Annotated in this window: 24 protein-coding genes; 9 read left to right on the top strand and 15 right to left on the bottom strand. The window is 54.4% G+C overall.

What is annotated here, in order from left to right; all coding sequences use genetic code 11:
• Positions 1–3: 3 nt before the first annotated feature.
• The 3 genes from ddpX to SERAS12_RS11580 all read right to left on the bottom strand — a co-directional run bounded on the left by ddpX (position 4) and on the right by SERAS12_RS11580 (position 2,567).
• Positions 4–567 (bottom strand): D-alanyl-D-alanine dipeptidase, encoded by a 564-nt coding sequence (ddpX, locus tag SERAS12_RS11590; RefSeq protein WP_013812831.1) that lies wholly within the window; start codon positions 565–567, stop codon positions 4–6.
• Positions 568–584: 17 nt separating this feature from the next.
• Positions 585–1,457: a MurR/RpiR family transcriptional regulator gene (locus SERAS12_RS11585; RefSeq protein WP_013812830.1), complete on the bottom strand. Its 873-nt coding sequence runs from the start codon at positions 1,455–1,457 to the stop codon at positions 585–587.
• 246 nt (positions 1,458–1,703) lie between these two features.
• The gene (locus SERAS12_RS11580; protein ID WP_013812829.1) at positions 1,704–2,567 is read right to left on the bottom strand and encodes a GNAT family N-acetyltransferase; all 864 of its coding nucleotides are present in this window, start codon (positions 2,565–2,567) and stop codon (positions 1,704–1,706) included.
• 146 nt (positions 2,568–2,713) lie between these two features.
• Here SERAS12_RS11580 and SERAS12_RS11575 point away from each other — a divergent pair, with 146 nt between their 5' ends.
• The 5 genes from SERAS12_RS11575 to SERAS12_RS11555 all read left to right on the top strand — a co-directional run bounded on the left by SERAS12_RS11575 (position 2,714) and on the right by SERAS12_RS11555 (position 6,928).
• On the top strand, positions 2,714–2,947 hold the full coding sequence (locus SERAS12_RS11575) for a type II toxin-antitoxin system Phd/YefM family antitoxin (protein ID WP_013812828.1): 234 nt from the start codon (positions 2,714–2,716) through the stop codon (positions 2,945–2,947).
• Between the two features lie 22 nt (positions 2,948–2,969).
• Entirely contained in the window at positions 2,970–3,302 is a 333-nt protein-coding gene (locus SERAS12_RS11570) for a type II toxin-antitoxin system RelE/ParE family toxin (RefSeq protein WP_013812827.1), read from the top strand.
• A 265-nt stretch (positions 3,303–3,567) separates the two neighbouring features.
• Positions 3,568–4,398, top strand: a complete 831-nt coding sequence (locus tag SERAS12_RS11565) for a mannosyl-3-phosphoglycerate phosphatase-related protein (RefSeq protein ID WP_013812826.1) — start codon at positions 3,568–3,570, stop codon at positions 4,396–4,398.
• Complete coding sequence (locus SERAS12_RS11560) at positions 4,391–5,605, top strand: glycosyl transferase (protein ID WP_013812825.1); 1,215 nt, start codon at positions 4,391–4,393, stop codon at positions 5,603–5,605. Before SERAS12_RS11565 ends, SERAS12_RS11560 begins: the two co-directional genes overlap by 8 nt.
• A 126-nt stretch (positions 5,606–5,731) precedes the next feature.
• Complete coding sequence (locus SERAS12_RS11555; RefSeq protein ID WP_013812824.1) at positions 5,732–6,928, top strand: multidrug efflux MFS transporter; 1,197 nt, start codon at positions 5,732–5,734, stop codon at positions 6,926–6,928.
• Between the two features lie 87 nt (positions 6,929–7,015).
• On the opposite strand, the gene SERAS12_RS11550 is transcribed toward SERAS12_RS11555, so the two are convergent.
• From SERAS12_RS11550 to SERAS12_RS11535, 4 genes are all read right to left on the bottom strand, one after another.
• Positions 7,016–7,348 carry an NIPSNAP family protein gene (locus SERAS12_RS11550; protein WP_013812823.1) on the bottom strand — a complete coding sequence of 111 codons (333 nt, stop codon included), beginning with the start codon at positions 7,346–7,348 and terminating at the stop codon, positions 7,016–7,018.
• Positions 7,349–7,396: 48 nt separating this feature from the next.
• Positions 7,397–7,816 carry a DUF3224 domain-containing protein gene (locus SERAS12_RS11545; RefSeq protein WP_013812822.1) on the bottom strand — a complete coding sequence of 140 codons (420 nt, stop codon included), beginning with the start codon at positions 7,814–7,816 and terminating at the stop codon, positions 7,397–7,399.
• 126 nt (positions 7,817–7,942) lie between these two features.
• Positions 7,943–8,380 (bottom strand): glyoxalase/bleomycin resistance/dioxygenase family protein, encoded by a 438-nt coding sequence (locus tag SERAS12_RS11540; RefSeq protein WP_013812821.1) that lies wholly within the window; start codon positions 8,378–8,380, stop codon positions 7,943–7,945.
• A gap of 16 nt (positions 8,381–8,396) precedes the next feature.
• Positions 8,397–9,266: a helix-turn-helix domain-containing protein gene (locus tag SERAS12_RS11535; RefSeq protein ID WP_013812820.1), complete on the bottom strand. Its 870-nt coding sequence runs from the start codon at positions 9,264–9,266 to the stop codon at positions 8,397–8,399.
• Between the two features lie 178 nt (positions 9,267–9,444).
• On the opposite strand from SERAS12_RS11535, the gene SERAS12_RS11530 reads away from it, so the two are divergent.
• Positions 9,445–10,347, top strand: coding sequence for a DMT family transporter (locus SERAS12_RS11530; RefSeq protein WP_013812819.1), 903 nt, complete (start codon positions 9,445–9,447; stop codon positions 10,345–10,347).
• An 86-nt stretch (positions 10,348–10,433) separates the two neighbouring features.
• On the opposite strand, the gene SERAS12_RS11525 is transcribed toward SERAS12_RS11530, so the two are convergent.
• The 5 genes from SERAS12_RS11525 to SERAS12_RS11510 form a co-directional block, all read right to left on the bottom strand.
• Positions 10,434–10,958: a C39 family peptidase gene (locus tag SERAS12_RS11525; RefSeq protein ID WP_013812818.1), complete on the bottom strand. Its 525-nt coding sequence runs from the start codon at positions 10,956–10,958 to the stop codon at positions 10,434–10,436.
• A 50-nt stretch (positions 10,959–11,008) separates the two neighbouring features.
• A complete protein-coding gene (locus SERAS12_RS11520) occupies positions 11,009–11,323 on the bottom strand; it encodes a hypothetical protein (protein WP_148259210.1) in 315 nt (104 codons plus the stop codon).
• A gap of 1 nt (position 11,324) precedes the next feature.
• The gene (locus SERAS12_RS26225; protein ID WP_143760032.1) at positions 11,325–11,837 is read right to left on the bottom strand and encodes a hypothetical protein; all 513 of its coding nucleotides are present in this window, start codon (positions 11,835–11,837) and stop codon (positions 11,325–11,327) included.
• Between the two features lie 10 nt (positions 11,838–11,847).
• Positions 11,848–12,711, bottom strand: coding sequence for a hypothetical protein (locus SERAS12_RS11515; RefSeq protein ID WP_013812817.1), 864 nt, complete (start codon positions 12,709–12,711; stop codon positions 11,848–11,850).
• Between the two features lie 441 nt (positions 12,712–13,152).
• Positions 13,153–14,193, bottom strand: a complete 1,041-nt coding sequence (locus SERAS12_RS11510; protein WP_013812816.1) for a LacI family DNA-binding transcriptional regulator — start codon at positions 14,191–14,193, stop codon at positions 13,153–13,155.
• Between the two features lie 136 nt (positions 14,194–14,329).
• On the opposite strand from SERAS12_RS11510, the gene SERAS12_RS11505 reads away from it, so the two are divergent.
• Together SERAS12_RS11505 and SERAS12_RS11500 are read left to right on the top strand one after the other, a co-directional pair.
• Positions 14,330–15,181: an SDR family oxidoreductase gene (locus SERAS12_RS11505; protein WP_013812815.1), complete on the top strand. Its 852-nt coding sequence runs from the start codon at positions 14,330–14,332 to the stop codon at positions 15,179–15,181.
• Positions 15,174–16,331, top strand: coding sequence for a phytanoyl-CoA dioxygenase family protein (locus SERAS12_RS11500; RefSeq protein WP_013812814.1), 1,158 nt, complete (start codon positions 15,174–15,176; stop codon positions 16,329–16,331). Before SERAS12_RS11505 ends, SERAS12_RS11500 begins: the two co-directional genes overlap by 8 nt.
• 12 nt (positions 16,332–16,343) lie before the next feature.
• Here SERAS12_RS11500 and SERAS12_RS11495 read toward each other — a convergent pair whose 3' ends face one another.
• Positions 16,344–17,081: a 2-phosphosulfolactate phosphatase gene (locus SERAS12_RS11495; protein WP_013812813.1), complete on the bottom strand. Its 738-nt coding sequence runs from the start codon at positions 17,079–17,081 to the stop codon at positions 16,344–16,346.
• Positions 17,082–17,319: 238 nt separating this feature from the next.
• Here SERAS12_RS11495 and SERAS12_RS11485 point away from each other — a divergent pair, with 238 nt between their 5' ends.
• On the top strand, positions 17,320–17,676 hold the full coding sequence (locus tag SERAS12_RS11485; protein WP_013812812.1) for a protease inhibitor Inh/omp19 family protein: 357 nt from the start codon (positions 17,320–17,322) through the stop codon (positions 17,674–17,676).
• On the opposite strand, the gene SERAS12_RS11480 is transcribed toward SERAS12_RS11485, so the two are convergent.
• Together SERAS12_RS11480 and SERAS12_RS11475 are read right to left on the bottom strand one after the other, a co-directional pair.
• Positions 17,677–18,198: a chromate transporter gene (locus SERAS12_RS11480; RefSeq protein WP_013812811.1), complete on the bottom strand. Its 522-nt coding sequence runs from the start codon at positions 18,196–18,198 to the stop codon at positions 17,677–17,679.
• The gene (locus tag SERAS12_RS11475) at positions 18,195–18,767 is read right to left on the bottom strand and encodes a chromate transporter (protein WP_013812810.1); all 573 of its coding nucleotides are present in this window, start codon (positions 18,765–18,767) and stop codon (positions 18,195–18,197) included. The genes SERAS12_RS11480 and SERAS12_RS11475 overlap by 4 nt, the downstream gene beginning before the upstream one ends.
• Between the last annotated feature and the right edge of the window lie 18 nt (positions 18,768–18,785).

Below are 18,785 nucleotides of genomic sequence, written 5' to 3'. Positions count from 1 at the left end.
GTTTTAATCGTAAGAAAAACAGCCGAAGCGATCGGCCAACAGCGGATAGTCACCGGCATTGGGCAGCTCAAAATGCCACCACTCACTGGCGATGCCGCAAAACCCCCCGGCGGCCATCACCGCATTCAGCAACAGCCGATTGCGCTGCACCTCGGGAGGGAAATCGGGGTAAAACGGATGGGAACGCTCGCTCATCTCATCAAAGCCGGTCCCCATATCCAGCGCCGTGCCCGCCGCATCCAGCAGCGTCACGTCGATAGCCACGCCGCGGCTGTGGTGCGAGCCGGTTTGCGTGCTGGTGACATATTGCGGATCCGGGCACGCCAGCCACAGCAGCGCCTGCGCCTGTTGCGGCCGATAGGCGTCAAACACCTTTAGCGATAAACCGGCAAGCCGCGCCGCCAGCAGGCAGCGTGTCAACCCGCGTACCGCGTCGGGATGCAACAGGCAGCGGCTTTCGCGATAGATCGGCCGGCCGGTGAGGTTATCGGCGCCGGCATATTTCAACTCGATCGGCAGATCGGGAAACGCCTCAGCCAGATCCATTAACGTTACATTGTCACTCATTACCTGTTCCCATACGGTTAAGATTCAAATTGGCCCAGTTCTTTTTGCAGGAGGCGGTTGTTGGCCAGCCGTTGCTCCACTTCCGCACCGCCCTGTTCCAATACCGAGGACAGCAGCAGGTTGAACAGGCAACTGAGCGGCGCCAGCGAATCCCAAAACTGGCCGGTGTCGGTTTTCACCTGCAGCAGGTCAATCGGGTAGTCCCGCGCCCACGGGCAGTAAATGTCGGTAATCAGCGCCAGCCGCAGCCCGCGCGCGCAGGCCGCCTGGCAATATTGCCGGGCGATGGTCGAGTAGGCGCGAGTGTCGGTCAGCACCAGATAGGGCGTGCTAAATTCCGAATTGAGCGATTCCACGTAGGTACCGGACAGCCCGTCGGCGTAATAGACTCTGGGCCGCAGATACTCCAGATGGCTGTAAAAGGCGTTGGCGATGCCGCGCGTAGACTGGATGCCGACCACAAACACGGCTTCCGCCTGCGCCAGTTGGCGGCTGACGTGGTTGAACGCCTCCCCGCCGGCCAACTGGTAAACGTGTTCTATCGCTTCCAGCTCCAGGGTTAACGCCTGGCGCAGCTTTTGCGGCTGCGGCTGCTCGCGCCGCCGGCGGTAAGCCCCCAGACGATCGGTGACGCCCCAGGGTTGGTACAGCGCCGCCCCTTGTTCACGCAGCGTGCGTTTCAGATCGTCGAGATTGCGATAGCCCAGGCTGCGCAGATAGCGGCCGACCGAAATGCCGCTGGTCGCCGTGCTGCGGGCGATGCCGTCGGCGGTTTCAAACGGCACCTGCGCCAGATTGGCCAGCAGATAACCGGCAATACGCTTGCCGGTCGGGGTTTGTACCGCGAATGACGCTTCTATTTGTGCGATCACATCAGGATGGTCTGCCATAGTTCGCCCGCTGTTGGTAAGTTGTCATCAAGCCGCCGCCTGTTACTCAGGTAACAAAGACTGATGATGACAATGCATGGCCTGTGCCAATTGCGGACTTTCTGGAGATATTTCACGCGCGGCGGCGTACGGCGGCGCAGGAACGGCAAAACCTGCGGTTACAACATAGTCATCAGTTGATAACTATTGCACAACAATTGGGCAATGCATCTGGCGATGCACCGCCGTGGCACCTGATTTTCAATTTTATGACAGCGCTTGCGAAACCAATGCAAAAATCTGCACACCAGCAGGATCCGGTCTATGAGGCGCGCCATGCACCATGATGGCCGGCGTGTCGATGCCGGGCAAACCGCGCTCGGCCAGCCAAGGACTAAGGCTGTTGGCCTGTGGCGTGTCGATACGCACAAACTGGCCGGTGCAGGGCCGGCACAGCGCGTCGATTAACCCGATGGCGGAGGCAAGATCGGGCGCAACGACCGGGCCGATCATGTTGCCATGACCAAAGCGGCGACGCACCGCGAAACCGACGACAATCCCCTGCCGTTCCAGCACCAGCGCCTGCCCGGCGCTACTCAGCAACGTTTCCAGCAACGGCTGACGCCGCATGCCGCAAGCGGCGAAATCCAGCTCGGCCAGGGTTGATAGATCCTGAGGCGATGCCGGGCGCAGGATGACGCCCTCCGGCAAAGGCTCGGCCCCGCGGGCAGGTAACTCCCGGCATTGGTGTTGTGCCAGCCGCCCCTGTTCGATAAACCCCAACTGCTGATACAGTGGCTTGCCCTGTTCGGTAGCCACCAGGTGCAGTTGATGGTCAGCCAATGGTGCTATCAGCGTCTGCATCATCGCCCTGGCGATACCATGCCCACGATGCCGTTCATCGACAATCACCAACCCCAGCGTGGCGCGGCTCTCTCCCCACAACCAGCGCAGAGCGGTTCCGACCGTCTCGCCGTTGGCCACAGCGACCACTCCCGCCCCCAATCCCCACGCCTGCTGCCAGTCTTCCAGGCGGTGAGGCCAGCGCGCCTGTTGCGACAGCCCGAACGCCGCCGGCAGATCCCTTTCGATCATCGGCCGCAGGTGAATGCTTTGCTTTTCCTCGGGCACGTTTGCCTCCTGATTCCATAGGGATAACTTGACTGGGTGGCGAAATCCGCCTCCTCGCAGAGTAGCAGATTCGGTTCCGCGTGGTGCATTGCTTATAGTCTGAATATGAACTAAATTTGACCCACGCAAGACACGAGGACGCCAGTATGAAAGTTGAAACCATCAGCTATGTAAAGAAGCACGCCGCCGCGCTCGATTTGTCTGAGCCTATTCTGGTGACGCAAAATGGTACCCCTGCTTATGTGATCGAATCTTATGAACAACACCAGCAAAGGGATGACGCCATTGCCCTGCTTAAATTGCTAACGCTGTCTGAAAAAGACAAAAAAGAAGGCAAAATTTATTCCCGCGACCAATTGCTGGCTGATATAGATAAGTAATGCGGTCAAAAGGAGATGTCGCATGAGGGAACGGATTGATATTGAGTATACCGCAACGGCAAAGAGTACTTTGCTCGAGATTGTCCACCCTTTGAAAGCCAAAAATGTGCTGCCGTTACCGGTCGTTGAAAACATCATTACCGGGTTTGAAGCCAGGGTAAGCCTCTTTCCAACCGGCTGTCAGATATGCCCTGAACTCTTGAAAATTGGCTGCGATAAATACCGTGAATGTAATACGGTCAACGGCTATCGCGTTATTTATTCGCTCGAAGATTCTCTTATCACCGTACATGCCTTTCTTGCCCAAAAGCAGGATATTCAACAAACGCTGTTTAACCGGCTGATTGCGTCGTAATCCCGTCAGTTAAGCGGACAAGCCGCCCCATTTTTCAACCAATAAACGCAATAACCCGTTTTGCGGGTGGCGACCAACACTTGCACCCTCTGCGATAAGCCGTTAGGGTAAATTGTGATTTTCATCACATTTTCATCTGGGGGAGCCACGGCGTCTACAGCAAACACCCTCTACAACGCCACGCGCCGTTTCTCCGTCGGTCTACATGACAACAAAGTAATCAACCTATTTATCAGTGAATTGCGCACGATATCATGGAGATGAAATGCTGAAACCGAGCCCCAACCTGTTAATTTTCACCGATCTGGACGGTTCGCTGCTGGATCATCACAGCTACCGCTGGCAGGCTGCACAGCCGTGGCTGGAGCGGCTGGCGCACACCCAGACGCCGCTGATCATCGCCACCAGTAAAACCGCCGCAGAAGTCGCCCCGTTGCAACGGCAACTCGGGCTGAGCCACTGGCCGTTTATTGCGGAAAACGGCGCGCAGATTGTCTTCCCCGCCCAATGGCGCGATCGCCCCGACTATCCGACCAAACGCCTGGGTGCAGATTATCCCAGCCTGTGCGCCACGCTGCGGGAACTGCGCAGCCAGACCGGCTTTGCCTTTCAGGGGTTTGCCGATGTGGATGACGCCAGGGTCGCGCAATGGACCGGCTTAACGCTCAATCAGGCGCATCTGGCACGTCGGCGCGCCGGTTCTGAACCCTTGCGCTGGGCCGGAAACGATGAACAGCTTGCCCAGTTTCGCACGTTGCTGGCGCAGCGCGATCTCGGGTTGACCCAGGGCGGACGCTTTTATCACGTGATGAGCGCGACCGTCAGCAAAGGCAACGCCGCCCGTTGGATAGCCGCGCGTTATCAGTTACCGCACGGCCCCCCTCTTACCACCCTCAGTCTGGGCGACGGCCCTAACGACATTTCCCTGCTGCAAGCCAGCGATCTGGCGGTGTTGATCCGCGGGCAGCAGGACAAACCTCTTGATTTACCGGGCAGTTTCTCCGGCCAGCTGTACCGTACGCGCCTGCAAGGCCCTCAGGGCTGGTGCGAAGGATTGGATCATTTTCTGATTAACGGGAGATCACACCATGAGTGATTTTTATCAAGATGGCATCATCACCAACTTTCACAATCTCGCACAGCGTGAATTGTCCGAACTGGAATATGAGTTGCAGGTATTTTCCGGCCGCAACACCATGGGGCTGATTCTACCCTCGCTCTATTCCGAGCTGGAAGGCCCGGCGTTGGACAGGATTGTCGATGTTTTGGCGCAGGTGCCCTATCTGGAGGAGATCGTCATTGGCCTGGATCGCGCCAACCATGAACAATTTCTGCATGCTAAAAACTTTTTCTCCCGCCTGCCGCAGCGCCACCGCATTTTGTGGAACGACGGGCCGCGCCTGACGGCGATTGCCAACCAGCTCAGCGCCGAAGGACTCGCGCCCAACGAACCGGGCAAAGGCCGTAACGTGTGGTTTTGCGTCGGCTACACCTTGGCTTCACGCCGTTCCAGTTGCGTGGCGCTGCACGACTGTGACATTGTCACCTACGATCGCCGCATGCTGGCACGCCTGTTGTATCCGGTGGCTAACCCGCATTTTCATTACGATTTTTGCAAGGGTTACTATGCCCGGGTGGCTAACGGCAAGCTGAATGGCCGGGTCGGTCGGTTACTGGTGTTTCCGCTGCTGAAATCACTGCAGAAAGTGTACGGCAATTCGGATTTTCTCGACTATCTGCGCAGCTATCGCTACCCGCTCTCGGGCGAGTTCGCCATGCGCACCCACATTCTCAACAACCTGCGTATTCCCAGCGACTGGGGGCTGGAGATCGGCGTATTGTCGGAAGTCCACCGCAACACCGCCACCAGCCGTATCTGCCAGGTGGATATCGCCGATGATTACGATCATAAGCACCAGGCAATGTCGGAAGAGGATCCGCACAGCGGCCTGCAGCGTATGGCGGGCGATATCACCAAGGCGCTGTACCGCAAATTGGCGATCCAGGGGGTGCCGATCACCAGCGATTCTTTTCGCGTACTGCGCGCCACCTACTACCGCACGGCGTTGGATATGATCGACGCCTTTGAGCACGATGCCAAAATGAACGGTCTGGATTTCGATCGCCACAGCGAAGAGTCAGCGGTCGAACTGTTCTCTCGGGTAATTTCTCAGGCCGGGCAAACCTTCAGCGAAAACCCCGGCGATAAACCCTTTGTACCAAGCTGGAACCGCGTACAATCCGCTTTTCCGGATATTCTCGAGCGGTTGTATGACGCCGTAGAACAGGACAACCAACGGTAAATATCTGCGCCCGCACAACGCGGGTTTTACTTTTGCTCACTTATTTCGCCACCCACGCCTGATAACCGGTGTTATTATTATCCTGCTCAATAATTCTCTCTTAATTCAAAGTGGTACGATAAGTTGATGGAAGCGTGGAAACTCAATCTGATTTCGGTCTGGCTCGGCTGTTTCTTCACCGGGCTGGCGATGAGCCAGATCCTCCCTTTTCTGCCGCTGTATATTGAACAGCTCGGCGTCAGCGGCCACCAGTCACTCAGCATCTGGTCAGGGTTGGTGTTTAGCGGCACCTTTTTGGTCTCTGCGCTGGTGTCGCCGCTGTGGGGCAGCCTGGCGGACCGCAAAGGCCGTAAGCTGATGCTGCTGCGCGCTTCGCTGGGGATGGCGATCGTCATTGTGTTGCAGGGCATGGTGACCCACGTTTATCAACTGTTTGCGCTGCGCGCGCTGATGGGCCTGACCTCCGGTTATATTCCCAACGCTATGGCGCTGGTGGCCTCACAGGTGCCGCGTGATAAAAGCGGTTGGGCGCTGGGCACTTTATCTACCGGCCCGGTTTCCGGGGTGATCGTCGGCCCGCTGCTGGGGGGCCTGATGGCTGACCATCTGGGTCTGCGCGTGGTGTTTTTCGTCACCGCCGGGCTGATGTTCGTCAGCTTCCTCATTACCCTGTTCCTGATAAAAGAACGCCATATCGAAGTGAAAAAGGCCAACCGACTGAGCGGCAAGGCGGTATTCCAGTCGCTGCCTTATCCGACGCTGATCGTCACGCTGTTCATCAGTACGTTGATGATCCAGTTGGCTAACTCCTCCATCAGCCCGATCCTGACGCTGTTCATCAAGGATTTGTCCGGCGACAGCGGCAATATCGCCTTTATCAGCGGTATGATCGCTGCCGTTCCCGGTATTGCCGCGTTGATCTCCGCGCCGCGTCTCGGCCGGCTTGGCGACCGTATCGGCACCGCTCGTATTCTGATGGCAGCGCTAGGGTTGACTACCCTACTGTTCGCTATCATGGCCTGGGTGCAGACGCCGCTGCAATTGGGGATTTTGCGCTTCCTGCTGGGCTTTGCCGATGGCGCCTTGATGCCTGCGGTGCAGACGCTGCTGCTGAAGTATTCCTCCGATCAGGTTACCGGCCGCATCTTCGGCTATAACCAGTCGTTTATGTACCTCGGCAACGTTGTCGGCCCGCTGATAGGCTCCAGTGTTTCCGCATTGATGGGCTTCCGCTGGGTATTTGCGGTAACGGCGGTGCTGGTGCTGATCAATTGCCTGTTGCTGCGCAGCCAGTTTAGAAAGGTGGAAAGCGTACGCAAGTGAACGACACTGCGGTTCAGAACAGGAAGTGCCATTAACGGCACTTCCCGATTGACGTTCCGGTTATTACCTTAACTCTATTTGGATAGGCTAAACCCGCATCGCATGCAGTGCAGCGTTGCTGATTGTCAGTACAGACTTGATGCTTTGCTCAATCCTTTCGATAATCGCCTCCCTCGGGCCCGTTCGCCAGGCATCGCTTTTGTAGAATTCATCCTGGGCGCTTTCAAGATGTTCGACACTGTCAAAAGCCCGGATCAGAAAGTACGAATCTGCATCGTGCAAAGAGTTTCCGAAGCGGACAACATCGATCCCAACCTGGCGATGCAGAGGGACACTGGTTTCCGTCATGATCTTGTGAAAATCGCGACCAGTCCCCTTCTTGAGGGTGTAGGTGAGTATCTCTACGGTTTTGTTTTCCATCCATGATCCCTCATAAGCCAAACGGCGAAATAGGCGGGTGACGCCAGATTATGCCTCTGCCGGCGCAAAGTGATAATCAATCCAAATATGGTGCGTGCCGTCGGCGTCGATTTTCATGCCTCCGGATCCGGATATGCCTTTCAGAGCCTGGGTGCCGCTACCATCCACAATGCAGAAAAACTCGTTCAACCGCTCGCTGCCGGTTGTCGAGGCCGAGTGAATAAAATTAAAAGCCCCTTCTTTGCCGTTCACGCTTCCCGAGAAACTTTCCATTGCGATGTAACTGCCCAGTTTTCTCGCCGGATCGAATGCTGCAGTAAAAATTGTTGAGGAGACCCCCTGGATCTCCCCCGAATAGCGTTTCTCCATCGTGCTGACGGAAACCGGCAAGGCGGTTGTGAGCGCTGGCTCAGGGCTCAGATCCGTTGGTTTGAAATCCTTGGTAGAAAAAGTGGCAACTGCTTTCATTTAGAATCCCGTCTCTATAAAAATACCGAAAAAATGGATGCCAAGGATTGGCATTGGGCGTGGTCTATCCGGAAATTTAACAATACACACCGTTCCCACTTCATCAGAAAGAGGGAACGCATAGGTTCAGTCGCGCAGCCAAGGCGTGAAAGTGACGCCGATCAGCAACCCTTCCGGGCTGAGCAGGCGGGTGACGCTCTGGCCCCAGGGCTCTTCGCGGTTGGCGACCAGCAGACGATAACCCTTGTCGATCAACCCTTGGGTGGCCAACGCCATATCGGCGACGTCAAACTCCATCCATGCCTGCGGCACCGGCAGATCGACCGGCCATTGTTCGCTGCCGAAGCAAGATTGCGCCGCCTGCGCCAACGGCCACAAGGCAAAGTGCTTCACCCCTTCCAGCGCGCCATGCTCGGTCAGCAGATAATCGGCATTGTCGGGCATCGGCTTGAGCGGTAACCCCAGCGCGTCAACATAAAACGCCTTGCTGTGCTCCGTTTGCTGCGTAATCGGCCCGAATCCGGCGATAAACAATACGCCAAGTCCTGCGAACTGCTGTTCCATGTTCTCTCCTGTGGGGTTAGCGCCCCTGGCGCATCTGCATCGGGGCAAATCCATAAGCCACTTTGAAGCGATTGCTGAAATGGCTGGCGGAACTGAAGCCGCATTCCAGCGCAATCTGCGTCAGCGGCAGCAAGCTGTGGCACAGCAATTTTTCCGCCTGTTGCAGCCGCGCGCGCATCACAAACTGGTGTGGCGCCAGGCCGGTGTCATGTTTGAACATGCGGGCAAAGTGGAATTCACTCAGCCCGGCCTGCGCCGCCAGGTCCGCCAGCAACAGCGGCCTGTCGAGATGTTGTTCGATATACTCTTTCACCCGCCTGGCGACCGCTGGTGCCAGGCCGCCGCGCACCCTCGGCAAAGCCCATTGCAGTTGGCTGTAGCGCTGAACCAGATGCGACATCAACAAGGTTGTAGCGCTGCTGAGCGCCAACTGATTGGCGCGTTCCTGCCAGTTGCAGTCAAGCAAAAACCGGCGGTACAGCAGCGTAATTTGCGGATCCTCGGCGAAAGCGCGCGGCTCGAGAGTGATCGCCGCCGGGCTGCGATCCCAGGTTTGCTCCACCACTTGTCGCAGATGTCGGTCGGTACAGTAAAGATGCACGAAAGATAAATCGCTGCGCACGTCCCAGGTGGATTCATACTGGCGAGGCATAATGCAGAAACGGTCCGGCCCACCGCCGTTCTTCCAACCGCCGGGCACTTTTTGATAGCACTCGTAGCCATCGGCGACATAGAGGCTCAGGGTATGATGATCGGCGCTTTCCTGGGTAATGCGATCGTCACGGTTGGACCAGGCGGCCAGCTCCACGCCGGAACCCAGCTGCACGCTGCCGTGCAATCGCGCTTTATGTTCCCGCAGTGTTTCAAACGCCTTGTATCTGGACATCGTCGGTCCCGCTTCGCTGAATTGTTTTCAGTGTAAAGAGTGACGCCACACCGCACCAGTCCACGACCCGCGCTTTTGCTAAAAAAAACGCAAGAATATGCAATTGCGCGCAAGGCGCTGAAAGCTTGGCTGCGAGCAACGGCGGATACTGTGGCAGTCTATTTTGCCGGAGTCGATTATGAACGTGCTGTTGTACCTTGCCGTGGTGCTGATTTGGGGCACCACCTGGATTGCGATTACCCTGCAACAGGCAGGACCGGTAGCCATTCCGGTGTCGATCAGTTACCGCTTCGTGGTTTCCGCCGCGGTGATGTTGCTGATCCTGCTGTTGGCGCGCCGCCTGCGCCGTATTGCGCTGCGTGATCACCTGTTTTGCATCCTGCAAGGCTGCTGCGTGTTCGGCTTTAACTTCTACTGTTTCTACCATGCGGCGGCCTATATCAGCAGCGGGTTGGAATCCGTGATTTTCTCGATGGCGGTACTGTTCAATGCCGTCAACGGCATGATCTTCTTCCGTCAACGCCCCAGCCCAAACTTGCTGCCTGCGGCGGTACTGGGCCTGACCGGGATCGTCGCCCTGTTCTGGCAGGATCTGGTCGCCACGCAAATGGCGCCGGAACTGTTGCAAGGCATCGGACTGAGTGCGCTCGGCACCTACGGTTTTTCACTCGGTAATATGATCAGTTCACGCCACCAGCGGCGTGGGCTGGACATTCTTTCCACCAATACTTATGCCATGAGTTATGGTGCAATCCTGATGGCGCTGATCGCCCTGGCCCAAGGCGCATCCTTCCAGATTGAGTTCACTACCCGTTATATCGGCTCATTGCTGTATCTGGCGATTTTCGGGTCGGTGATTGCCTTTGCCGCTTACTTCAGCCTGCTTGGCCGCATCGGCGCAAGCGCTGCGGCCTACAGCACCCTGCTGTTTCCGCTGGTGGCGCTGAGCATCTCGACACTCTATGAAGGTTACCAGTGGCACCTCAACGCGGTGATCGGCCTGTGCCTGATCCTGTTGGGGAATCTGGTGATGTTCGCCAAACCCGGCATGTACGCCGCGTTATGGCGGCGGGCGGCGTAAGGAGAAACGGTAATAACAGCGGTCGACCTGGCATGCCCCTTTACAATCTTGGGAGCATGTTCATCAATTTGTTGAAATCGAAAAATTCAATCCAGAGGTATGTTTTTTTGATTAACTAACGCATAATTAATATCAATTTCCTCATCTTTTAAAAAAATTAAAGCCCGCCCAAACCGCCCGTTATGAAGCCAGTAATTTTCAAATTGCCCTCGAGTGTAGTTAATATAGCCCCACGCGGGATCATATAATTGGACAAGCTGAGAGTTCACTCCTAGAAAAACAACAAAATGCTCCTTCCCAAGCCTATTGATATGAAGGATTGCAGGAGAGTGAATCTCTTTCAACTGATTAATTGTAATTTTGACCCCAAACACATTTAGCCCTAACACTTTAGAGAGTGTAGTTAAGTCAAGAAATGAGTATTCTGGCTTGATATCAACTTTGCTTATCAATTCTACCTCAGTGACACTTACATTATAATACTTATTTAAAACAAATCTAACAGAAGCAAGCCCACAGGTATTGTCATACAACTGTTGCCTTTCGCCATGAAATTTTCTTTCAACATACGTAGCTTGCAATGCGTTAGAGAAAAACAGTATCGAAACCATCAACAATCTCAAGTTAAAACAATAAAAAAATAAATATTTTTTCATTTTAATTACGAACCAATATGCTTAATCAGAAACACCAAAAATGGCATAAACGAAAAGTTCGCATATAAAACACCAAATTCACCTCTACCATTAATAACGACATACCATTTTAGCCAGTGAATCACCATAGCCACCATTACTATAATTAACGAGAAAAAAGCAGTATAAATTTGTTGATTGCTAAAAACCCCACTAATTATTAAAGTAAGACAAGAGAAAATAAGCAGCCCTTTCCTCAACTCCGGAAATAAAAAGCGACCAATACGGAAGTATAATAATACTGAACCAGCGAGGGCAGAAAAGTGCAATAAATTAATCACGTTATCTCGCTTTATGGCAAGTATCGCATGAGCTTCGGCCACCACCTCGGCCAATACTTCCAAACAAGGCATTACTTGCACCAGCAGCGCTTGCCCCCAAAGCTGCGCTCGCTGCGGCACCAGTAATTGTCCCTCCTATAATACCACCAGTGGCTCCAGTAACAAAACCAGCAACGCCCGCGGTCGTCGCATTTCCCCAATTGACTGACTGCCCATTGGAATAGTCCATACCTACCGATGCGCCAGCGCCACCGACAGCCCCTATAGCTCCCAAAATTAAGGGGCCTACTTTTCCTTTAGTCTCATCTAATTCCTCAATATTTAATGGCTCAAATGAACTATAACCAAACTCTTTGATATCTGCGATCATAAGCAACTGATCTTTATTAAATCCTACGCTCGGTACCGCACAAACACTGTTAGGTATAAGCACTGATGATAATACATACAAAAAAATAAAAAATGATATCCTACCACACATAATTACCACCTTGGTTTTATATTGAATAATCATCCTATTACTATTATATTTTGTAGCTTAACCCAAGTGAAATTACTGAGTTTTTATTATTCCCCACACCGCCCTTTGCATTCACAGTGCTGGTTATATTATCCATCAAGTTTATACTGCACCCAATTAACATTGATGTCGTGCTATGCCACTCTCTTTTATTTACATATCGACCTTTAGAATGAATAAAATCCTTTGAAAACCCCCAGTTTAAATTTACCTCCGGATTAACCGAAAATATGACCTTGCCAGAACCGGTATATACCTTATAGTTACTTGAAAATTTCTCTTTCGATATCCCATCCAAGAGCCCCAACGAAAAAGCAAGGACAACAGGATCATAAATCCAATTCAATGCTGTACCTAATGAGTAACTATTTACACTACCATTTTTTAAGTTGACGCCACCGAATAAAACCGTAAAATCTGAAATTTTATACATTTGATAACTTACACCGACGCCTGTACCATTAAATGTGTATTCATTCTTTGAAGAGTTTGTGCCATTTTCTGTTGAAAAATGGACGTTGACCCACTGTCCATTTAATGTTGTTGACAAGGAAAGGTTGTCGGTTATTCCATATACTCCTGAAAAATATCCAGACACCCCATTACTTTCCTTGTCGTATGAGAATGACGTTCTGTCAAAAACATACCTACCAGGCCCAATCTCGTTAATGTAAACACCGGAATGACTGCCATCACTACTATTATTCAGGATATTGATGCCAGTGTTAATCGACCATTTCTTTTGTGTGGGAAGAAAGTCTTCAATCTTTAAAATTGATTTTGGTGATTCCACTACTGTTTTCATCGGTTCAGTATGCCCGGTAGGTATAGCCCCAAAAAAAAACAAAAAAATAAAGATAGTTTTCATGCCACTCCCTGTTAGTAGTCAATTCCATTATTTGATAATGATAATCGTTATCTTATTTTTACGTCAATAAAATAATTTAAAAAAAACACATAAATAATATGAATGAAATTACCACATATATCACAAATTATTATTCAATAGTCACATTAAAACTATAAGGGCATTTAAAAAAATCAAATAAAACATTCACAGGCCAACCGGTCTTCCCTTCGTTAAGTCATACCCCTGACTTAGTATTCCTTCTTTTCACCCAGCAAGTATTGCCAGTGCGGCTATATTCTGACTTTGCTTATTTTTATAAGGAAATCAGAATGTTGATTAATCCGATAAAGAACCGGTGATCGGCCTGTGCCTGATCCTGTTGGGGAATATGGTGATGTTCACCAAACCCGGCATGTTCGCAGCCTTATGGCGACGGGCGGCGTAAGCTATCCTTCCCCTCTAACCATTGACGGAAGGCTCGTCGACCATGGCGAGATTAAACGGCGTCACCACACTTACCCTTGAGAACTCGTGGGTGACGATACTACCGGGAAGAAACCCGTGGTATTGCAGGATTGTCTGGAAGGCGCTGCGTGCGTCGCGTTGCAGATCGTGATCGATCACCGCATCTATTCTCTCCTGCGCCAGCAATTGGCGGTTCTCGTGATCCAGATCGTGGCCGATAAACACAGCCAGCCGTCTCTGTTGGCGGCTAAAGGCTTCGACAATCGCGGAGTTACCCCCACCGACGCTGTATACCGCATGAATATCCGGATAGCGCAGCAAGGTTTCTGTCACACGCTGCAACGTAGGCGCATGCACCCCCATCCCGCCGCTGATGTCCACCACACTCAGGTGCGCAGCCCGTTCACGCAGCCATTGGCGAAAACCGCTCTCTCTTTCTTCCTCGCCGCGAAAACCCTGGCTACCGATCACCACCGCCACGCACTGTGGCTGCTGCGGCAACCAACGCGCCAGTAGATAGGCGGCAGTGCGGCCGGCGGCACGGTTATCCATGCCGATATAACCGATCCGCCTGCTTTGCGGCAGATCCGTGACTATCGTCACCACCGGTATCCCCTGTTGCTGCAACAGGCCGACGCTGTCATTGAGTAATTGTTCATCGCTCACCTTCAGGATCACCCCGTAGGAACCCTGATTGCGGCAGCGTTCCAGCACCTGTAACAGTTCATCGGTATTGGCCTGCTCAAAAATATGGAAACGCAGCTGAATACGAAACGGCGCGAAGCTGCCGAGTTGGCTGCACAACGCTCCCGTTACCAAGCGGCTAAAGCGTTCCGGCGTATGCATCACTACGTCAATCGGCAGCGTGCGACCGCTGGCCAAGCTGTTATGGTGCTGGCTTTCCAAATCCTGTAACGCCTGTTCAATCCGCCTCAGCGTTTGTTGATGCACCTTGCCCCGCTGATGCAGCGCGCGATCGACCGTTGCCTTGCTGACGCCCGCCTGCGCAGCAATTTGCTTGATAGAGAATTTCATCGCACCTCCAATTGAGGTCTTTTTGAGGTTTCAGTGAGGTTTTGTTAATCAAATGTAGATGCTAGGGTTATTAATAGCAACAGACCACAAAAATAACCATTTGATTTTAATATAAAAAAATACCGAGGTTGATGCGATGAGCGAAAATGTAAACAGTATGTTTTCCGGCAACTACTACGTGGTGACCGGCGCCACTCAGGGGCTGGGGGCGGCAGTGGCGCAATTGCTGGCAGAGCGCGGTGCAGCCGGGCTGATGCTTTGCGGCCGCAATAGTCAGGCAGGAGCGGCCCAGGCGGACAAGCTGCGCGCCACTGGCTGTGACGCCCACTTTATCACCGCGGATATTGCCGAACCGGCGGTTTGTCGTAACGTCATCACCGAGGCGGAACGCCGCTTTGGTACCTTGCACGGTTTGGTCAACTGCGCCGGCATGTCCGATCGTGGAACAATACTCGACACCACGCCAGAACTGTTCGACGCCATCTTCGCCGTCAATATCCGTGCCCCCTTCTTCCTGATGCAAGAGGCCATCAAGGTGATGATCAAACGCCGGGTGGCCGGTACGGTAGTCAATATCATCACCATCACCGCCCACGGCGGCCAGTCGTTTTTGGCGCCTTATGCCGCATCGAAAGGCGCGTTGACCACGCTGACCAAAAACGTCGCCTTTAGCGCCATGCGCAACCGTATCAGGGTGAACGGCCTGAACATCGGCTGGATGGATACACCGCATGAGCATGAGATCCAGCGCCAGTATCATGACGCCGACGAAGACTGGTTGGCGCAGGCCGAACGGGAACAACCCTTTGGCCGTCTGTTAAAAACTCGGGAAGTGGCGCGCGCGGTGGCTTTCTTGCTGTCTGAGGAATCCGGCATGATGACAGGTGCGGTTATCGACTTCGATCAGGGAGTGATCGGCTGCGGTGACGGCGGTTCGCCAAAACCGGAACGGCCGTTGAGCCTGGCAGCGGGAGAACATCATGACTGACACCCTGTTTTTACAGCCGGACGCTCTCTCGGCGAATGCCTTTAGCCTATTATGTGAGCAATCGCTAACATTGAGCGATTATCCGCTTGCTGCCGAAGCGGAAAAAAACGTGCTGATTTATCACAATGCCGCGCTGCTGGAACCTGTCCAGAGCGATAAAATCGCCGTGCTGAGCGAACTGCATCGGGCTCTTTCCACTGGCCCCGGCGTACTGGTCATCAAAGGAGCCTATCCCGACTCAGAGGTGATTGAGCGGCACAACCGGGTTTTCGACGCCATTTTTCAGCAGGAAGCGGCCAGAGGGAACGCAGGTGATCACTTTTCTGCCGCCGGCAATAATGGCCGCATCTGGAATTCGCTGCAAAAAACCGCCGAGCAGGATGCCGGCTCCTTCATCGAATACTATTCCAATCCCACGCTGGCGCTGGTTAGCGAAGCCTGGCTCGGCCCCTGGTATCAAATGACTGCGCAGGTGAACGTAGTCCGCCCCGGCGGTAAGGCGCAGCAACCACACCGCGATTACCATTTGGGCTTTCAGGAAAACCGCGATGTGCAGCGCTTTCCGCTGCCGTTACAGCTATTGTCGCAGTATTTGACGCTACAGGGCGCGGTGGCGCATTCGGCGATGCCGCTGGAGTCCGGCCCAACGCAACTGCTGCCGTTTTCTCAACAATATCCGGGGGGGTACCTGGCCTGGCGGCAACCGGAGTTTATAGACTATTTCCGGCAGCATGCGGTGCAGTTGCCACTGGCACAGGGAGATGCGTTGTTCTTTAACCCGGCGCTGTTCCATGCCGCCGGCAATAACGTTACTCATGACCATGTGCGTATCGCCAACCTGCTGCAGGTTTCATCGGCGTTTGGCAAGCCGATGGAAACCGTCAACCGACTACGCCTGCTGCAACTGATCTATCCGGCGCTGCGCCAGCGTTATCAAAACGAGCAATTGCATGGTGCGGAGCTGGCGGCATTGGTCGCGGCTGCGGCGGACGGCTACTCCTTTCCCACCAATCTGGACAGCGATCCGCCGCTGGCTGGTCTGGCACCACAGACGCAACAGCAATTGCTTTTGCACGCCCTGCAAGAAGACTGGAATGCCGAATATTTCAACCAGCAGTTGGAACGCCAACAGCGTTTGCGCAGCGCCTGACACCGGAGTATTTCAGCAGGCTACAGTGCCCTGCTGAATGACAAAATGGTCGTACTGCAACCGACAGGCCCTGTCGTCTGCATCAGTTGCCAGACAGAGTTCGACGTCGGCGGCGAACCCGCGTTCAATCAACTCGCGCGCTGAGCTGCACTGACGCAATGCAGTCGCAGGCAACGCATAGAAGCTTGCTGCCGCCGCCAGAGCTTCCGGCGACGGGTTTCTTTCTGGCAGTTGGGCGATGACCCCGCCAGCAACCAGCCAGTCCTCAAGTGCCGGTCGCAGGCTGCCGTCCGGCCATTTTTCGCCGCTGGGGACCACCAATATGTTTCGATACGCCGCACAGGCAATGGCTGTCGCTTTAAGGTTACGCAGGCAAGCGCAGAATACCGCAGCCCCTGAGTCTCGAGCCTTAAAGGCCAACGAAGAACCATTGGGGGACGGGAGCACCAGCTTGGTCAGCGCAGGGATAGTGACCAACGAGAGTGGCGAAAGAGAATACCCTGCTCCATCAAAACGCCGGGTGTTGCTAGCCGTTACCGCGCCTAACTTGCTTGCATAATCCTTGGCCGAGTCATCTTTCCATGCATAGGGATAGACGCTGGCTCCCCGTTTGGTTGCCACGCTGACACAGGTTGAAAACGACATCACATCGACAATGATGACGCAATCAACATCACCCGCCATATGCTCGAGGGCGTTTGATCCCCACTCAAGACGAATATCGAATGGAAGTTGCGAAAAATAGCCCATCTACGGCCCCATAACGAAAAAGAAAAAGCGAAACATCGGATGATATGACGCCTCCGTGCCATGAATAACAAACCAGTCCCCGCAAAGCCAGACGTCAACGCCGGCAACTTTGCTATCATCATAGACACAGAGATGTTTCCACCCGGCCACAAAAGCGACAGTAAGGAAACTGATGATCACCCTTTTCCCCTTTACCCCGTTGCGCGCATTACGGCGCATTGCCCTGACAGGAGCTGTTATGAGCCTATTGTTGTGCAGCAATACCTTCGCCAGTTCGTTGCCGTTGCTCGCCCCCTCCGCGTTGAAAGGGCACTGGCAGTTGACCGACATCGAAGGCAAGATCGCCGCCTGTGACGTTGAACTGAGCGATGAGCGGATCGAAAGCACCAACGCCTACCGTTTCACCGCCTCATCGCAGTGCCTGCAACCGCTGGCGCTCACCGAGTTACCGGTAGCCTGGCGCCCGACGCCGGACGGTATGACGTTGACCAACGCCGACGGCAGCAGAGTGGCGTTTCTCGCGTTGACCGCCCCCAAACGCTACGAAGTCACGAGCCACGACGGTAAACCCCGCTTTGTGCTGACACCGCGCTGATTAGGCTACCAGCAGCCCGAGCAGCGCACCGCCCGCCAGTACCCACAGCGGGTGAATGCGTTTGTTCATGCTCAGTAGCGTGGCCAGCGCGATGATCGCCGCCAACGGCCAGCTCGGCGCAGAAGCTTCGGCGATCAACACCCCGCTGGCCGCCACCAACCCGACAGTGACCGGCACCAGACCGGTCTGCACGATACGCCGCCAGGGTTTGTCCTTGAAGCGCCGCCAGGCCCCCATCACCAGTAAAGTCACGATCGATGACGGGCCGAACTTGGCGACGGAGGAAACCAGCAACCCCGCCCAGCCGGCCACGTGCCAGCCAATCAGCGGTACGATCATCATATTCGGCCCCGGCGCGGCTTGCGCCATGGCGAACAGCGCGCTGAACTCCTGTGCGCTCATCCATTGATGAACCTCCACCACCTGGCGCTGCATTTCCGGCAGGATAGTCATGCCGCCGCCGAATGCCAGCAGCGAAAGCTCGGTGAAAATAATCGCCAGCGAGATCAATACGCCCATCATGAGGGCTTCCTCCACCACAGCAACAGAATGCTCAGCGGCGCCAGCACCAGCATGGTCGGCAACAGCGGCAAACGCAGCCAGGCGATGGCGATCAGGCACAACGCGACAATCCCCAGCGCCAGCCATTTACCGCGCAGCGGCAACAGCATTTTTATCCCGGTGGACAGCAGCAAGCCGGCCGCCGCAGCCGCCAGCCCGGCAAACACGTGCTGCACATGCGCATCATTCTGGAAGCGGGCGTAAACCATCCCCAACCCGACCACAATCGCGGTCGGCGCGCTGATCAACCCCAGCAACGCACAGCAAGCGCCGCGCAGGCCGCGAAACTCCATCCCCACCGCAACCGAAAGGTTGATCACGTTGCCCCCCGGCAGAAACTGGCACAGCCCGAGCAGCTCGGTAAACTGTTCGCCACTCAGCCAGCGCCGATCCTCCACCAGCATATTGCGCGCCAGCGGCAGCACGCCGCCAAACCCTATCAGCCCCAGCATCAGAAAGCCCCAAAACAGCTCCCCATTGCCCGGTGCCGCCGCAAGCCGGGTGTTTTTTACCGCATCCGATTCAGACATTACTCGTTCCACATCGCT

Origin of the sequence: Serratia sp. AS12 (assembly GCF_000214195.1) — a bacterium.
In the GTDB taxonomy this organism is placed as follows: domain Bacteria; phylum Pseudomonadota; class Gammaproteobacteria; order Enterobacterales; family Enterobacteriaceae; genus Serratia; species Serratia plymuthica.
This window is presented reverse-complemented; position numbering and strand designations above follow the sequence as displayed.

Bases quoted from the DNA above. Each gene is read 5' to 3' on its own strand.
- ddpX (WP_013812831.1), bottom strand. From the start codon at position 567: ATGAGTGACAATGTAACGTTAATGGATCTGGCTGAGGCGTTTCCCGAT.
- SERAS12_RS11585 (WP_013812830.1), bottom strand. From the start codon at position 1,457: ATGGCAGACCATCCTGATGTGATCGCACAAATAGAAGCGTCATTCGCG.
- SERAS12_RS11575 (WP_013812828.1), top strand. From the start codon at position 2,714: ATGAAAGTTGAAACCATCAGCTATGTAAAGAAGCACGCCGCCGCGCTC.
- SERAS12_RS11570 (WP_013812827.1), top strand. From the start codon at position 2,970: ATGAGGGAACGGATTGATATTGAGTATACCGCAACGGCAAAGAGTACT.
- SERAS12_RS11565 (WP_013812826.1), top strand. From the start codon at position 3,568: ATGCTGAAACCGAGCCCCAACCTGTTAATTTTCACCGATCTGGACGGT.
- SERAS12_RS11560 (WP_013812825.1), top strand. From the start codon at position 4,391: ATGAGTGATTTTTATCAAGATGGCATCATCACCAACTTTCACAATCTC.
- SERAS12_RS11555 (WP_013812824.1), top strand. From the start codon at position 5,732: ATGGAAGCGTGGAAACTCAATCTGATTTCGGTCTGGCTCGGCTGTTTC.
- SERAS12_RS11550 (WP_013812823.1), bottom strand. From the start codon at position 7,348: ATGGAAAACAAAACCGTAGAGATACTCACCTACACCCTCAAGAAGGGG.
- SERAS12_RS11545 (WP_013812822.1), bottom strand. From the start codon at position 7,816: ATGAAAGCAGTTGCCACTTTTTCTACCAAGGATTTCAAACCAACGGAT.
- SERAS12_RS11540 (WP_013812821.1), bottom strand. From the start codon at position 8,380: ATGGAACAGCAGTTCGCAGGACTTGGCGTATTGTTTATCGCCGGATTC.
- SERAS12_RS11535 (WP_013812820.1), bottom strand. From the start codon at position 9,266: ATGTCCAGATACAAGGCGTTTGAAACACTGCGGGAACATAAAGCGCGA.
- SERAS12_RS11530 (WP_013812819.1), top strand. From the start codon at position 9,445: ATGAACGTGCTGTTGTACCTTGCCGTGGTGCTGATTTGGGGCACCACC.
- SERAS12_RS11525 (WP_013812818.1), bottom strand. From the start codon at position 10,958: ATGGTTTCGATACTGTTTTTCTCTAACGCATTGCAAGCTACGTATGTT.
- SERAS12_RS26225 (WP_143760032.1), bottom strand. From the start codon at position 11,837: ATGATTATTCAATATAAAACCAAGGTGGTAATTATGTGTGGTAGGATA.
- SERAS12_RS11515 (WP_013812817.1), bottom strand. From the start codon at position 12,711: ATGAAAACTATCTTTATTTTTTTGTTTTTTTTTGGGGCTATACCTACC.
- SERAS12_RS11510 (WP_013812816.1), bottom strand. From the start codon at position 14,193: ATGAAATTCTCTATCAAGCAAATTGCTGCGCAGGCGGGCGTCAGCAAG.
- SERAS12_RS11505 (WP_013812815.1), top strand. From the start codon at position 14,330: ATGAGCGAAAATGTAAACAGTATGTTTTCCGGCAACTACTACGTGGTG.
- SERAS12_RS11500 (WP_013812814.1), top strand. From the start codon at position 15,174: ATGACTGACACCCTGTTTTTACAGCCGGACGCTCTCTCGGCGAATGCC.
- SERAS12_RS11495 (WP_013812813.1), bottom strand. From the start codon at position 17,081: ATGGGCTATTTTTCGCAACTTCCATTCGATATTCGTCTTGAGTGGGGA.
- SERAS12_RS11485 (WP_013812812.1), top strand. From the start codon at position 17,320: ATGAGCCTATTGTTGTGCAGCAATACCTTCGCCAGTTCGTTGCCGTTG.
- SERAS12_RS11480 (WP_013812811.1), bottom strand. From the start codon at position 18,198: ATGATGGGCGTATTGATCTCGCTGGCGATTATTTTCACCGAGCTTTCG.
- SERAS12_RS11475 (WP_013812810.1), bottom strand. From the start codon at position 18,767: ATGTCTGAATCGGATGCGGTAAAAAACACCCGGCTTGCGGCGGCACCG.